Annotated in this window: 14 protein-coding genes; 5 read left to right on the top strand and 9 right to left on the bottom strand. The window is 74.9% G+C overall.

Features of this window, described 5'->3' with window-relative positions; genetic code table 11:
* Together ACFVXK_RS17235 and ACFVXK_RS17230 are read left to right on the top strand one after the other, a co-directional pair.
* Positions 1–399 (top strand): ankyrin repeat domain-containing protein (locus ACFVXK_RS17235; RefSeq protein WP_389612476.1); only part of this gene is annotated, 399 nt, incomplete at its 5' end.
* Positions 400–596: 197 nt separating this feature from the next.
* Positions 597–1,694, top strand: a complete 1,098-nt coding sequence (locus ACFVXK_RS17230) for a hypothetical protein (RefSeq protein ID WP_389612532.1) — start codon at positions 597–599, stop codon at positions 1,692–1,694.
* 28 nt (positions 1,695–1,722) lie between these two features.
* Here the strand turns inward: ACFVXK_RS17230 and ACFVXK_RS17225 are convergent, their stop codons facing one another.
* The 3 genes from ACFVXK_RS17225 to ACFVXK_RS17215 are packed head-to-tail and all read right to left on the bottom strand — an operon-like array spanning position 1,723 to position 4,453.
* Positions 1,723–3,264 carry a hypothetical protein gene (locus ACFVXK_RS17225; RefSeq protein WP_389612475.1) on the bottom strand — a complete coding sequence of 514 codons (1,542 nt, stop codon included), beginning with the start codon at positions 3,262–3,264 and terminating at the stop codon, positions 1,723–1,725.
* A gap of 56 nt (positions 3,265–3,320) precedes the next feature.
* Positions 3,321–3,782 (bottom strand): VOC family protein, encoded by a 462-nt coding sequence (locus tag ACFVXK_RS17220; protein ID WP_389612473.1) that lies wholly within the window; start codon positions 3,780–3,782, stop codon positions 3,321–3,323.
* Between the two features lie 17 nt (positions 3,783–3,799).
* Positions 3,800–4,453, bottom strand: a complete 654-nt coding sequence (locus ACFVXK_RS17215) for an AAA family ATPase (RefSeq protein WP_389612471.1) — start codon at positions 4,451–4,453, stop codon at positions 3,800–3,802.
* Positions 4,454–4,789: 336 nt separating this feature from the next.
* Between ACFVXK_RS17215 and ACFVXK_RS17210 the strand changes: the two genes are divergently transcribed.
* Together ACFVXK_RS17210 and ACFVXK_RS17205 are read left to right on the top strand one after the other, a co-directional pair.
* Positions 4,790–5,263: a lamin tail domain-containing protein gene (locus ACFVXK_RS17210; protein WP_389612470.1), complete on the top strand. Its 474-nt coding sequence runs from the start codon at positions 4,790–4,792 to the stop codon at positions 5,261–5,263.
* A 123-nt stretch (positions 5,264–5,386) separates the two neighbouring features.
* Positions 5,387–6,286 carry an NAD-dependent protein deacetylase gene (locus ACFVXK_RS17205; RefSeq protein WP_389612468.1) on the top strand — a complete coding sequence of 300 codons (900 nt, stop codon included), beginning with the start codon at positions 5,387–5,389 and terminating at the stop codon, positions 6,284–6,286.
* A gap of 6 nt (positions 6,287–6,292) precedes the next feature.
* On the opposite strand, the gene ACFVXK_RS17200 is transcribed toward ACFVXK_RS17205, so the two are convergent.
* From ACFVXK_RS17200 to ACFVXK_RS17175, 6 genes are all read right to left on the bottom strand, one after another.
* The gene (locus ACFVXK_RS17200; RefSeq protein WP_389612467.1) at positions 6,293–6,838 is read right to left on the bottom strand and encodes a hypothetical protein; all 546 of its coding nucleotides are present in this window, start codon (positions 6,836–6,838) and stop codon (positions 6,293–6,295) included.
* A gap of 79 nt (positions 6,839–6,917) precedes the next feature.
* Positions 6,918–7,988, bottom strand: coding sequence for a chitinase (locus tag ACFVXK_RS17195; protein WP_389612465.1), 1,071 nt, complete (start codon positions 7,986–7,988; stop codon positions 6,918–6,920).
* Between the two features lie 239 nt (positions 7,989–8,227).
* Positions 8,228–8,593, bottom strand: coding sequence for a DUF4440 domain-containing protein (locus ACFVXK_RS17190; RefSeq protein WP_389612463.1), 366 nt, complete (start codon positions 8,591–8,593; stop codon positions 8,228–8,230).
* Positions 8,594–8,644: 51 nt separating this feature from the next.
* The gene (locus ACFVXK_RS17185) at positions 8,645–10,276 is read right to left on the bottom strand and encodes an ADP-ribosyltransferase domain-containing protein (protein ID WP_389612462.1); all 1,632 of its coding nucleotides are present in this window, start codon (positions 10,274–10,276) and stop codon (positions 8,645–8,647) included.
* A gap of 73 nt (positions 10,277–10,349) precedes the next feature.
* Entirely contained in the window at positions 10,350–11,027 is a 678-nt protein-coding gene (locus tag ACFVXK_RS17180) for a macro domain-containing protein (protein ID WP_389612460.1), read from the bottom strand.
* A 133-nt stretch (positions 11,028–11,160) separates the two neighbouring features.
* Entirely contained in the window at positions 11,161–12,336 is a 1,176-nt protein-coding gene (locus ACFVXK_RS17175) for an alpha/beta hydrolase family protein (protein WP_389612457.1), read from the bottom strand.
* Positions 12,337–12,513: 177 nt separating this feature from the next.
* On the opposite strand from ACFVXK_RS17175, the gene ACFVXK_RS17170 reads away from it, so the two are divergent.
* Positions 12,514–13,752: a glycosyltransferase gene (locus tag ACFVXK_RS17170; protein WP_389612530.1), complete on the top strand. Its 1,239-nt coding sequence runs from the start codon at positions 12,514–12,516 to the stop codon at positions 13,750–13,752.
* Positions 13,753–13,767: the final 15 nt, after the last annotated feature.

Here is a 13,767-nt window from a genome sequence, read left to right as displayed (position 1 = left end):
CGCATGATGCGGGCCCTGCTGCCGGCCGGCCCCGACCTGACCCGGCGCAACCGGTTCGGCGGGGTCTCCCTGATCCCGGCCGCCGAACGCGGGCACGTCGGCTACGTGCGGGCAGTGCTGGCGGAGACGGACATCGACGTCGACCACGTCAACCGGCTCGGCTGGACCGCGCTGCTGGAGGCGGTCATCCTCGGCGACGGCGGCGACCGCCACGAGGAGGTCGTCCGGCTGCTGCTCGCCGCCGGGGCGGACCCGTGGCTCGCGGACTCCAAGGGGGTGACGGCGTACGAGCACGCCCTGCGGCGCGGTTTCACCGGGCAGGCGCGGCTGCTGCGGGCGGCGCAGGAGCAGCCGGGGCGCGGCGGCCGCGACGGGCGCGGGGCCCGGGGTGTCCGGTGAGCCGCCGGACCGCGGGCGCGTCGGGACGGCCGACCCGGGGGGAGCGGGCCGGGGCGGCCGAACCGCCGATGCGCAGCCCCTTCGGCGGCGGTTCGGCCGCGGCGGCCTGGGAGCGGTCCGTGGCGCGGCAGCGGGCGCGGGGCGGGGCGTCCCGGCGGGCGCGGGCGCTGCTCGTCGTCGGGCCCGCCGTCGCCGCACTGCTGGCCGGCTGCACCGCGGCCGGAACCGGGGCCGGAACCGGAAGCGGGGCCGGGGCCGAGGGGGGCGCGGGCCGGGCCTCCGCCTCCCCCGCGCCGAGCGGGACCCCGCTGCCCGGCGGCGTCCCCACCCCCGAAGGGACCCTGCTCGTCGCGGACTTCGGGGCCGACACCGTCACCTTCGTCGATCCGCGGCGCGGCCCGGTCGGTTCCGTCACCGTCGGCACCGCCCCGTACGGGCTGGCCCTCGGCCCGGACGGCCTCGCCTGGGTGGCCACCGCCGAGGGCGTGGCGGCGGTCGACACCCGGGCCCGCGTGCGGGTGGCGCTGGTCCCGTACACCACCCGCACGGGCCCGGCCGGCACGGGCGAGTACCGGGGAGGCGGCATGGGCATCGCCCTGTCCCCGGACGGCTCGCGCGCCTACGTCGGCGTCAACGTCCCGGGCGGCCGGGGCACGCTGGAGGTGATCGACACCGCGGCCCGCGCGGTGACCGCCACCGTGCCGGTGGGCCGGCGTCCCTTCGACGTGGACGTCGCCCGGGACGGCGGCGAGGTGTACGTGACCGGCCACGACTCCTTCGACGTCACGGTGGTCGACGCGGGCTCCCTCGCGGCGCGCCGGATCGAGGTGGCCCCGTACGGCACGCGGGGCGGTCTCGGCTCCTGGCTCAAGCCGCACTACGCGGTCGTGCGCCCCGGGGACGGCCGGCTGCTGCTGCCGTTCGAGGGGGAACGGCTGGCGGTGGTGGACCCGCGCAGCGGCTCGGTGGCGGTGGAGCCGATGACGGCCGACACCCACCAGCACGGAGCCGCCCTGACCCCCGACGGCCGGCTGCTGGTCGTGGGCACCGGCGCGGTGGAGGAGGGCGAGGGGCCCTCGCTCACCGTGCGGTCCCCGGGCGGCGAGGAGCGGGTGTACCCGCTGGAGGGTCCGCACGAGGACGTGGCGGTGTCCCGCGACGGGCGGACGGCGTACGTCACCGGCGGCTACACCCGGGACGGCTACTGGAACGGCCTGACCGTCGTCGACCTGGCCGACGGCGCCACCCGCCGCCTCCCGGCCGGTACCCGCCCCCTGGGCGTCGTCGTCCTGTAGGCCGCTACGGGGCGGCCGGTCCCCCGGTCTAACCGCCCTTCAGCCGGCGGTTGATCTCCTCGCCGATCCTGCGGTTGAGTTCGGCCAGCTGCTCGGGCGTGTAGGCGGTGAGGTCCCCGAGGTCCGGTGGGTTGGCCTGGGGTTTGTCCTTCTGCTTCTGCTCCTCGCGCCGTTTGAGCTCCTGCTCCTCCGGCGAGCCGGGCGCCGCGTACGCGCACCGGATCAGCGTGCCGTCCGCGGCCGTCAGGCAGGTCGCCTCGCGGCCCGCGACCTGCCCCCGGCCCACCACCCGGTAGCGGATGTCCTGTTCGCTGCCGATGGTGGCGGTCCAGGTGGTGCCGCCGGTGGGGACCACCTCGAAGACCTGGTCGTCGTTGTAGCAGCAGACGTCCCGGTACTCGGCCTTGATCAGCGCGACGATCGCCTTCGGCGAGGACCAGGTCGGATCGAGCCGGTGGACGGTCAGGGGGGCCAGCGCGGTGCCTGCGTGGCGGGCCGGCACGGTCGCGACGGCGACGACGGAGCTGGCCTCCCCCTGGGGGGTGAGGGGGGTGACGTAGACGCTGCGTCCGCTGGAGTCGCCGTAGCGGAGGGTGAACTCCGAGTCGTTGCCGTTGTTCGCGCCGTCCTCCGAGGCGTCCCAGCCGCTGCGTTCGAACCACCAGTCGGCGAAGCCGCCGACGGCGGCGACCGATTCCCGCTGCCGGGCGGCGAGGCTCAGGGGGTAGGAGGGGCCGGGGACCTTCTCCGTGTCGGTGGTGAAGGTGATCTTCCCGGTGCGGCCGTCGTAGAGCGCGACCCCGGCGGGGCGTTCCGTCACGACCAGGAGCCCGGTCTGGCGTTTGAGGGGGACCACCACGACGGGCGTGTCGCCCGAGCAGGTCACGTAGGCGTCGTCGGCCTCGAAGCGGACCCAGCGCTTCTGCTCGGAGATCTTCCGGCCCAGGTTGTGGCCGAACCAGCCGCTGATGCGGGCGTCCGCCACGTCCACGTCGAACGAACAGCGCTGCTGCGAGCGGCTGGTGCCGCCGAGCGGGACGTCCTGCACGAGCCCCACCTCGTACCCGGACAGCCAGCCGCTCCGCTCGACGAGGGTGGCGAACCGGTCCGAGTCCGGCAGGTAGGTGATGTCGGCGATCTCACCGGTGACGTCGCCCAGGTGCGGGGCGGCCTGCGCCTTGCCGACGAGGTAGGGCGAGCGGGGCGCCAGCTCGGGCACCGGCGCCGTCACCACCTGCGTGGCCTGCATGTACGAGCGGTCCTGCAGGTACGCGCCGTAGATCAGCCAGGCGACGGCGAGCGCGAGCCCGGCGACGGCCCCCAGGCAGCCGAGGGCCCCCGCCACGCCGCCCGACCCGGCGGCGGGCTTGCCGAGCCCCTTGCGCACGAGCCGCTGCGCGAGCCACGCCAGCGCGACGCAGGCGGCGGCCAGCAGCGGCAGGGCCAGCCAGGCGAGGAGCTTGCGCAGCTCCCACACCAGGACGGTGCTGTAGTACGGGGCGTACAGCGGGGCGCAGGCCACGAGGACCGCGAAACCCACCGGTATGCCGATCCGCAGTGCCCGACCCATCAGCGCCTCCCCGACCGCGTGGTCCAGATCGATTGTGGGGGGTGCGGCGCGCCGTGTCACGGCCCCGCGGGGGCCGTGATGGCGACGAGTTCGACTTCGAAGCCGTCGGCGTTCTCCAGGTAGGCGGCGTAGGTCCGTTCGCCTCCGGCGTGCGGGTGGCGGTCGGGGAACATCAGGGTCCAGCCGTGCCGCCGCGCCCGGCGGGCCAGGTCCTCCACCGCGTGGTGGTCCGTGACGTGGAACGCCAGGTGGTTGAGCCCCGGCCGGCAGCGGTCGTGCCGGCCGGCGGTGAGGGCGGGGGACTCCTCGAAGACCAGGTAGGCCGCGCCGAGCCGCCAGCTGCGGCCGCCGGCCCAGCTCTGGAAGGGCTCGTAGCCCATGGCCTCCAGCAGCCAGCCGAAGGAGCCGGTGGCCCGCTCCAGGTCGGGCACCCAGATCTCGACGTGGTGCAGCGCCCCGTGCCGCGGGACGGCCCCGCCGGTGCCGGCTGCCGCTCGGGGTGTGGGTTCCTCGGTCATGGGGGGCATCCTCCTCCTCATGGCCGCGCGGGCGGACCGTCGAAGCGGGCGCGGGGCGAGGTGTCGCGCAGCCGGCGGTCGAGGAGGACCACGGAGGCGAATCCCGGGGCCTGCGCCGGGCCGCGCCCTTCGATCCCGGACAGCAGGGCCGCCAGGCCCCGTTCATGGGTGGCGAAGACGCGGGGGGAGGCCAGGCGTCGGCGGGCGCGCTGGCCCGAGAGGGCCTCCCGGGCCCCGACGTCGAGGAGGACCATGTGCGCCTGCCGCCCCGCCCGGCCGGCGCTGTGGGCGAGCCATCGGCGCAGCCAGGTGCGGGTACCGCAGTCGTGGAGGAGCAGCGGGCCGGGGCCCCGCATCGCCCTGCGTATGCCGCGCATGTGGTGCAGCCGCGCCAGGGGGCGGTAGGCGCCGTAGGGGAGCCAGGCGGGCAGGAGCGCCTCGCAGGCGGCGCGCGTGGCACGCGGATCCAGGACGGTTCCCTGACCGGCCCAGGCGCGCAGCAGGGTGCTCTTGCCGCTGCCCGGGAGGCCGGCTATGACGACCACCGCGTCCTGCGGATAGGACAGGCATATCCCCGTGTCGCCGCGGCCGCGCAGGTCGACGACGCCTCGCGGGGTGATCGGAGGGACGGCCCGGCGTCCGGGATCCACGGCGGAGTTCGCGTTCTTCACGTCAGGGCCGGCCTCGGACACAGCGGACCGCACATCTCGTTTCGACTCCAGGCTAGGGGGTGGGCGTCGGGCCCCGGCACGTCGGGCGACGGCCACCACCCTGGCGGCGTACGGCCCTCCTCGACCCTATCCGTCCCCCGTCCGACACCATCGCGCACGCCCCCCACAAGGGAGGGTCATGGAAATGTCTAGATTGGGCAATATGCAATGTCCCTACCGGTTTCAGGGGTGATGGAACGTCAGAGTGTGGCCTGCCCGGCCCGCGCCGGGAGCAGTTCGGAGCCCGTCCGGCCCGTAAGGGGCGGGGCGATGCCGACCGTTGAAGGAGCCACCCGCATGTCCGCTTCCCTCGCCACCCGCCGCACCGTCGCCGCCCTCCTCGCCGTCGGCGCCCTGATCGGCGCCGCCGCCGTACCGGCCGCCGCCGACGACCACCGGCACGACCGCCACGGCGCGCACTCCCCCGTCGTCATCGGCGACGTCGAGAACGCCGGCCGCGGGCAGGACAACCGCGCCCTCAACGGCGAGTGGGTCGAGGTCAGGAACACCGGACGCCACAGCGTCAACCTGCGCGGCTACACGCTGACCGACAAGCAGGGCAACCGCTACCGCTTCGGCGACCTGCGCCTGGACGGCCGCTCCAGCGTCAAGGTCCACACCGGAATGGGCCGCGACTCCCACCGCGACGTCTACCAGAACCGCCGCCGGCAGATCTGGGACGAGCGCGACACCGCCACCCTGCGCGACGCCCGCGGCAACGTCGTCGACACCGAGTCCTGGGGCCGTCGTGGACACCACCACCACGGCTGATCCCCTCCGGTGGCGCGGCCCGGCCCACCCCCGCACGGGCCGCTCCACCGGCTGACCACGGCGTGCCCCGGCGAACCGGCCGGGGCACGCCGTGCCCGTGCCCGGGGTCCGTACCCTGGAGGCATGCGCATGCGCCCCACCCTGGACTGGACCCCCGCGCAGGACCTGCCTCCGGGGACCACCGACCTGCGGCCGGTCACCGACGCCCTGCGGGCCGGCGGTGTGCTGGTGCTCAGCGGGGCCGGGATCTCCACCGAGTCGGGCATCCCCGACTACCGCGGCGAGGGCGGGAGCCTGAGCCGGCACACGCCGATGACGTACCAGGAGTTCACCGCCGACGCCGGGGCCCGGCAGCGGTACTGGGCGCGCGGCCACCTGGGCTGGCGGACCTTCGGCCGCGCCCGGCCCAACGCCGGGCACCGGGCCGTCGCCGCGTTCGCGCGCCACGGCCTGCTCTCGGGCGTGATCACCCAGAACGTCGACGGCCTGCACCAGGCGGCCGGCAGCGAGGACGTGGTGGAGCTCCACGGGAGCCTGGAGCGGGTCGTCTGCCTCTCCTGCGGCGCCCTCAGCCCGCGCCGCGAGCTGGCGCGGCGGCTGGAGGAGGCCAACGCCGGCTTCGAGCCCGTGGCGGCCGGACTCAATCCGGACGGTGACGCGGACCTCACCCGGGAGCAAATCGGGGATTTCCGCGTGGTGCCCTGCGCGGCCTGCGGCGGCGTCCTCAAGCCCGATGTGGTGTTCTTCGGCGAGTCCGTGCCGCCGCGACGGGTCGAGCACTGCCGCGCGCTGGTCCGGGAGGCGGCCTCGCTGCTGGTCCTGGGGTCCTCGCTGACGGTGATGTCGGGGCTGCGGTTCGTCCGGCAGGCGGCGGAGGCGGGAAAGCCGGTGCTGATCGTCAACCGGGACCGGACCCGGGGCGACCTGCAGGCGGTCACCCGGGTCGCCCTGCCGCTCGGGGCGGCCCTGACCACGGTGGCCGGCCGGCTGGGCGTCCCGGTCGACGGCCCGCCGGCGCACTGACCGGGGTCATCCGTCTCCGGCCGCCCGTCCGGTCAGCGGGGTGCCGCAGCCCGAGCAGTAACGGGCGTCGACCTCGATCGCGTGCCGGTGGCAGTGGGCGCAGACGAGGTGGAGGGCGCACGTCGGGGGCGGGGCGGCGGGCACGGCGGAGGCGGTGGGCACGGCGGGGACGGCGGAGGCGGTGGGGACGGCGGGCGCGATGCTCATCCCCCGCCGCTTGCGGTGCACGGTCAGCACGACCAGCCCCTGGGGACCGGCCAGCAGCGCCCGGACGGAGCCGCGCGGCAGCAGGCCCAGGAATCCCGGGGAGAGGTGGGACTGCTCCCCGTCCAGGGTCAGGACGCCCGTGCCCGCGACGACGACCATCATGACGTCCACGGCGTCCTCGGTGGAGGGTGCTCCCCCGGTCCCGGGCAGATGCCGCACGAGGTTGGCGTCGAGCTGCCGCCCCGCCCCCCGCAGCCGCCACAACGCCCCGCCCTGCCCCTCGGCAGCCGCCGCGAGCAGCCCCGCGACGGTCGCGGTCTGCGCCGTGTGCTCCACCTCCGCCAAGGCGTGCCTCCATGTCCGACCGGTGTTCCGGCCCTCATGATCCCGCACGGGCGGACCGGCTCGGGACCGGGAAGGCGGCTCAGCGGCCCTGGAGGGTCCTGACGTTGTCGCCGAACGTCCAGGTCCGGGAGCCGTCCCAGTTGAGGGACCAGGTCATCAGGCCCTTGAGCCTGCCGCCGTAGGAGTTCCACGCCTGGGAGACCTGGGCGGGGGCCATGTAGCCGCCGCCGGCGCCCGGTTGGGCCGGGAGCCCGGGGACCTGCTTGTCGTAGGGGACCCTGACCGTCGTGTTCTGGACGACCAGTCCGCGGTCGAGGCAGTCGGTCTGCGCCTTGAAGCCCGCGACGGTGCCCGCCTCGTAGGAGTCCCCGCGGCAGCCGTACATGCTGCCGTTGTAGTACTGCATGTTCAGCCACCACAGGCGGCCGTTGTCCGCGTACTTCTTGACGACGGGCAGGTAGGCGCCCCAGATGGAGCCGTACGCCACGCTGCCGCCGGTGACGTAGGCGGTCTCGGGGGCCATGGTGAGGCCGAAGCCGTCCGGCATCCGGGCGAGTACGCCGTCGATGATGCGGATCAGGTTGGCCTGGGACGGGGAGAGCTGCGTGATGCTGCCCGACCCGACGAGACCGGTCTCGATGTCGATGTCGATCCCGTCGAAGTTGTACTTCTTGAGGAGGGGGACGATCGTCTCCACGAAGCGGTCGGCGACGGCGGCGGAGCCGAGGTCGATGCCGGCCGCGGCGCCGCCGATGGACATCAGCACGGTGAGGCCGTCCTGTTTGGCCTGGCACATCTCGGCGGGAGTCGGCACCTTGACCGTGCTGTCCATCCCGTCCTCCCACAGGACGGTGCCGTCCGACCGGATGACGGGGAAGGCCGCGTTGACGACGTTGTAGCCGTGGCTGCGGATGCGGCCGTCGGTGAGGGGGATCCAGCCGAGGGGCGGGTGGACTCCGTTGGCGGCGCCGTCCCAGTTCTCCCAGTAGCCCTGGAGGACCTTGCCGGAGGGCTTCGGCCGGAGGGCGCAGGTGTCGGGTGCGAGCGGGCCGGGGGCCGGCGGGGTGGCCGCCGCGGCCGGTAACGGGCTCAGCAGGACCGCGGCGAGGGCGAGTCCGAGTTGGAGGAGGCGGATGGTCCGACGGGGCATGGGTGTGCTCCCTTCGCGCCCGCCCCGCCGGGGTGGGCGGGGAGGCGCACAGGCCGGTGACCGGGAGGGTGACGCGCTCCACGGTGGGTTGGTCCAGACCATCTGTCAAGGGTGTCGGCAGGAGGGGCCGCGGCGCCGGGCCGCGGGAGCCTTCACGAAGGCCCGTTCGCGCAGTGCCCGGGCCTCGGCGAGGGTGGTGAGCCGCACGGACCGCCCCAGGAGGCCGGCCGGCCCGCGCGTCAGCCGGCCGGGGTGCCCTGGTGGAAGTACATCCGCCAGCCGGTCTCCGAGAGCCGCCACACCGAGCTGCGCCAGGCGCGGCGGCCCTGGTGGTCCGACAGGTAGGTCAGGTGGACGACGCCCGGGGCCAGGACGGTCCCGGACATGGCGCTGACCTCGATCGGTGCCTCCGGGGACACCGAGCCGCCGCTCGTCACGGCGAGGATCGTCTCGGCGTCCCAGCGCCGCCCGGACGCCCCGATCTCGGTGAACTCCGGGTCCAGGAGCTCCAGGACCCGGTCCGGGCACGTCCGCACGCCGGGGTCGAGCAGCCGCAGCTCCGCGTCGACGGCCGCCTGTACGGCCCGTTCGTCCTCGTCCTTCATGTGGGAACCCTACGGGCCGCCCCCGGGCGGGACACGGCGGATTCCCGCGGGTCAGGAGACGAGGGGGCCGGCCTCCGCCTCGGTCAGCCTGACCGTGCACAGGCCGCCGCGCTCGGTCTTCACCTCGGTCACCTTGAGCTGGGTCCCCGGGGCGAGGATGTACTCCTCCTCGCCGGTGAAGGCCGAGAAGCTGCGGATCCCCACCGCGCGGGCGGGGGTCACCTCGAAGAGCGTCCGCTTGCCGCGGCTGCCGAGGAAGGAACGGGCCACGCTCAGCTCCGAGGTGCACGAGGAGACGCCCCACCAGGTCACCGTCCCCCCGACCGGGTACTGGGCGCGCAGGTCCAGCGACACTCCGCGCCACAGCGGCCGGGTGTGGGCGGGCAGTTCGGAGACCGCGGAGAACAGCAGCCGGAGGTAGGGGAGGTAGGGCGTCAGCCGGGTGCGGTCCGGGGAACGGAGGACGGCGTTGATCTCCCGGTAGAAGGCGGACTCGCAGGTGTAGAGGTAGAGCGCGGCGATCGCGTCGGCGGACGGCCGGCCCGCGCCGCCCGTCGCGTCCGCCCGCCGCTTGCCGAACTCGTGGGACCGGTCGATGTGCCGGCCGAGGCCCGGCAGCACGTCGGCGACCGGTGCGAGCGCGGTCCGGAAGTCCGCCGGCGGGGTGTCGAACACACCGGTGATCGCCGGGAGGACGAGTCCTTCGTCCTTGACGCTGGTGAGCCGCTCCAGGTACAGCTGGTGCAGTTCCATGGTCGAGGCGATGAAGGCCCCCATGCGCGCCGCGACGTCGTCGTCCGCACCGCCGGACGGGGTGCCCGCGGCGTCCTGGTTCCAGCCCTTGCTCGGCAGCCAGTCGACCGGCTCGGCGCCCAGCGACGCGAGGGCGTCGTTGACCGTGGCGAAGTGGTCGCCCTCGCAGAAGATGTCGCCCTGGGCCGCGGGGTTGGCGTGGTCGATGTGCCGGACCTCGACGTCCGGGTACTTCTCCTGCAGGCGCAGGACGACCTTCTTCAGGCTGCGGGCGTGCGCCCCCCACCAGGCGAAGACGACGCTGCGGTCCTCCTCGCCGGCGTCCTGCTTGGCCTTGAGGATCTCCTCGACGATCCGTTCGGCGACGGGCCGCCAGAAGGCGGTGTGCCGGTCGGCCCCCATCGCACCGTCGGCGCTGGCGGTGAGCGCGGCGTTCAGCAGGAGGACGCCCTGGGTGAGCATCGCCTGGAACCACTCCGGCGGCTGGACCGTCTCCCGCTCCTTGAGCAGGGCGCGGACGTCGGCGATCGGGGTCTTCTTCGCGATGCCGTACTTCCACATCGCGGCCGCCTTGATGATGCAGCGGATGCTGACGACCCGGCCGAACTGGCTGTCCTTCCAGTCGTTGAAGGTGTTGTCGAACATGGCGATGCCGGTGGCGCTCTCCGGCCGCGGATAGGGGTTCTGGCCGAAGACGACGACCTTCCACTTGTGCGGCGGGTGGGGCTTGAGGGCCTGGAAGGTCAGCTCGCGGACCGGGACGACCTCCGGGCTGCGGCCCTGGCCGATGAACCGGGCGGCGTCCGGCTGCGCCTCGACGACGGGTTTCAGCAGCGGGAGCCAGGGCTCGCCGCCGCCCTTGAAGAGTTCGGTCAGCCGCAGCGGGTCGCCCGCGTCGGGCTGGGGCGGGGTGGGGGTGTCGTTGCTCATGGGGGAAGGGCTCCCGGGCGTCGTGCTGGTGGGGTGCGGGGGGCCGGCGTGCCCGCCGGCGGGGTGGGCGCCGTCAGCGGCGAAAGGAATGCCCTTTCGGTGGCACGATCCGCACCCGCTCGGCGGCCGGCGCGTCCTCGATCCCGTCGAGCTGGGCGGTGATCGTGGCGCGCAGCTCGTCGTCGTCCTGGAACCAGTGGTCGTGGAAGAGGGTGTAGCCGGTCCACATCAGGTTGGCGCAGACGCGGGCGGGGACGCGGCCGGTCTGCGCGCCCATCCCGACCAGTGCCACCGACCGGATGCTGCCCGGCGCCAGCCGGTTCTGCCGGTGCACGGCCTGGAACGCGGCGGCGCAGGCCAGGGCCACGTTCAGCGTGTCCCCCACGTTCTGCGCGGACTCCACCATCGTCGGCGTCGATATCAGGTAGCGGGGGACGCTCGCCCCCGAGGGGACGCAGACCGCGCTGCCGACGGGGAGCGTCCCGGCGAACCGGTCCCGGATCGCCCGCTGCACCCGCAGCTGGATACCGGCTCCGAGGTGCCGCTTGACGACCGCGTCGACCCCGCCGTCCATCCGGCCCCGGGAGTTGGTCGGGCTGACCCAGGCGTCGACGTCCTCGTCGAGGATCGAGCCCCGGCGGATCTCGATCCCGGGGGTGTCCGCGAACGCCGCCCGCCATGCCTGGACCACCCGCTCGTTGACGTCGGTCAGTACCACCCTGAGCGCGGGCTGCACACGGTTGTCGGTCATCGTCCACTCCTGTCGGGAAACGGCCCTTCCAATACCCCCGACGCTAACGGCGGCCACTGACAACGCGGCTGCGGGAGAGGGACGGTGACCTGCCGTCACGGGCGCGGACGCGGGCGGCGGGGCCCGGTCGGTCTCAGCTCCGCAGGAACACCACCTCGGGGTCGGCGGCCGTCGGCCCGTCCAGGCGGGGCGCGGGGAGGCCCTTGAGGTGGAGGTCGAAGAAGTCGCCCGTGTAGGCGCGGGTGATCTGCTGGGAGCGGGTGCCCGACAGCGGGGTCTCCGGGTGCGGGGAGCCCGCCCGGTCGGAGAGAACGGGCCAGTCGGTGAATCCGGGGTGGCCCATCCCGGTGACGGTCAGCCAGCGCTTCCAGCCGTCCATCCGCGGCCAGGCGTCGGCCCAGCTGGTGTCCTCCAGGTCCGGCGGCAGCAGGGCGGGATCACCGCCGAGCAGCAGGAACGGGCGCTTGCCGAGGCCGCTTTCGGGCAGGGGGGCGAAGAAGGTCCCGTCCAGGTCCACCCCGGCGGCCACGCGGGGGTCCGCGGCCATCGCGGCGGCGGCGGAGGCGCCGCCGATCGAGTGGCCGGCCATGCCGATGTGCCGGGTGTCGATCAGCCGGGAGTGGCGCCAGGCGGGGCGGTCCCCGGTGAGCCGGTCGAGCAGGAACGTCACGTCACGGGCTCGGGCGTCGGACACCCGGTTCAGCGACCGGTCGGGAAACACCTGGTCGCAGGCCTTGCAGCCGAGCACCCGGCCGCCGGGGAAGGTGGTCGCGTCGGACTCGTAGGCGTGGTCCAGCGCGGCGACCACGTAGCCGCGCGAAGTCAGGTCCTCCGCGAGCACGGTGAGCGAGGAGCGGGGCAGGGTGAAGCCGGGTGAGAGGACGACCAGCGGGTACCGGCCGGGGCCGGTGCGCGGTGTCGCGCCCTCGCGGGCGTTCGTGCGGACGGCGGCGACCTGCTCGGCGGTGGCGTGGTGGGCGAGTTCCCCGCGGTCGGTGAGCAGGGCCCGCGCCTCGGCGGGGGTGGTGTACGGCGCGGGCCGGCCGGTGCCCGCGACGGCGGGGTAGTAGAGGGAGACCAGGAGTTCACGGTCGGCGGTGGGGACCCAGGGGTCCTTGCGGGTGCCGTCGACGAGGTGGAGGGTGTCCCTGCCGACGGCGAAGGGGCCGGTGGGGGCCGGCAGTTCGAGGCGTACGGCGGCGGAGGGGGCGGCTGCCGGGGCGGCGGAGGCGGTGGCCGTCACCGGGGCGCCGGCCAGCAGGATCCCTGCCGTCGCGACGGCGACCGCCCCGCGGATGATCTTGTTCATGCCCGCACCCTAGGTCATATTAGGCAAGCCTCACCTAACTTGATCGGGAATGGCTGGAACCGGACCGTCAACGGGCGCGGCGGCGAGGCCGTTTCGGAGGATTCCGTGAAGGCCGCGTGATGCCGCACGGGCCGGGCGGGAGGCGGCCCCCACACTGGGGGCGTGAGGATCGCCATCATGACGGCCGGGTCGCGCGGGGACGTCGCGCCGTACACGGGCCTGGCAGCCGGACTGGTCCGGGCCGGACACGAGGTCACCCTGCTGAGCCACGGCCTGTTCGCACCGCTCGTGGCCGGGTCGGGGGTGCGCTTCCGGGCCGTTCCCGGCGACCCGGAGGCCGAGTTGCACTCGGCGCGCGGCCGGGGGCTGCACCGCAGCCGGACCGGGGCGGTCAAACTGCTGCGGGCCGTGGCGCTGGCGAGGAGGATCGCGCCCTCGATGACCCCCGCGATGGTGCGCGAGGCACGCGGGGCGGACGTCGTGCTGGCCGGCGGGACGGTCGCCCCGCTCGCCCACGCCATCGCGCAGGGCCTGTCCCGGCCGAGCATGGGCCTCTTCCTCCAACCCCTGCACGGGACCCGCGCGTTCCCGCCACCGATGCTCGGCACCCGCTCCCTGGGCCCGCTGGGCAACCGGATCGGCGGGGACGCCGTCGCCGCGGCCGTCGACCACGTCTTCACCCGGGCGGCGCGGACCCTGGCCGCCGACCACGGCCTCCGGGCGCCCCGTCCGCCCTCGGCCCGCCGCGCGCGCGAGCGGCAGGGCTGGCCGGTCTGGCACGGCTTCAGCGAACTGGTGGTGCCCAGGCCCCGCGACTGGCGCCCCGGCCTGGAGGTCTCCGGGTACTGGTGGCCCCACGAGACCACCGGCGAACTCCCCCCGGACCTGGTGGACTTCCTCGGCTCCGGTCCCGCCCCGGTGTACGTGGGCCTGGGGAGCGCCACCACACCCGACCCCCGGCGGGTCAGCGCCCACGTCGTCGCCGCCCTGCGCGCGGCCGGCCTGCGCGGGGTGGTCCAGCGCGGCTGGGCGGGGCTGTCGGCCACCGGCCGGGACGACGTGATCACCATCGGCGACGTCCCGCACTCCCTGCTCTTCCCGCACATGGCGGCCGTCGTCCACCACGCGGGGGCCGGCACGACCGGCGCGGCCCTGCGCGCGGGCGTCCCCTCCGTCCCCGTCCCGGTGCAGTTCGACGCCCACTTCTGGGCCTCGCGCCTCATGGCACTGGGTACCGCCCCGGCGGTGGTGCCCTTGCGCAGGCTCGACTCCGCCGCCCTCGGGTCCGCGCTCCGGCAAGCCGTCACCGATCCCTCCTACGGGGAGCGCGCCCGGGACGTCGCCCGCCGGCTCGCGGCGGAGGACGGCGTGGCCCGGGTCGCCGCCGCGCTCGAACGGACGGCGGCGCAGCTCTGACCTCTGCCAGTACCC

It is taken from the genome of Streptomyces sp. NPDC058157 (assembly GCF_042884105.1).
Classification (GTDB): Bacteria; Actinomycetota; Actinomycetes; order Streptomycetales; family Streptomycetaceae; genus Streptomyces.
Note: the sequence above shows the minus strand (reverse complement) of the source record. Positions and strands in the feature narration are given on the sequence as shown.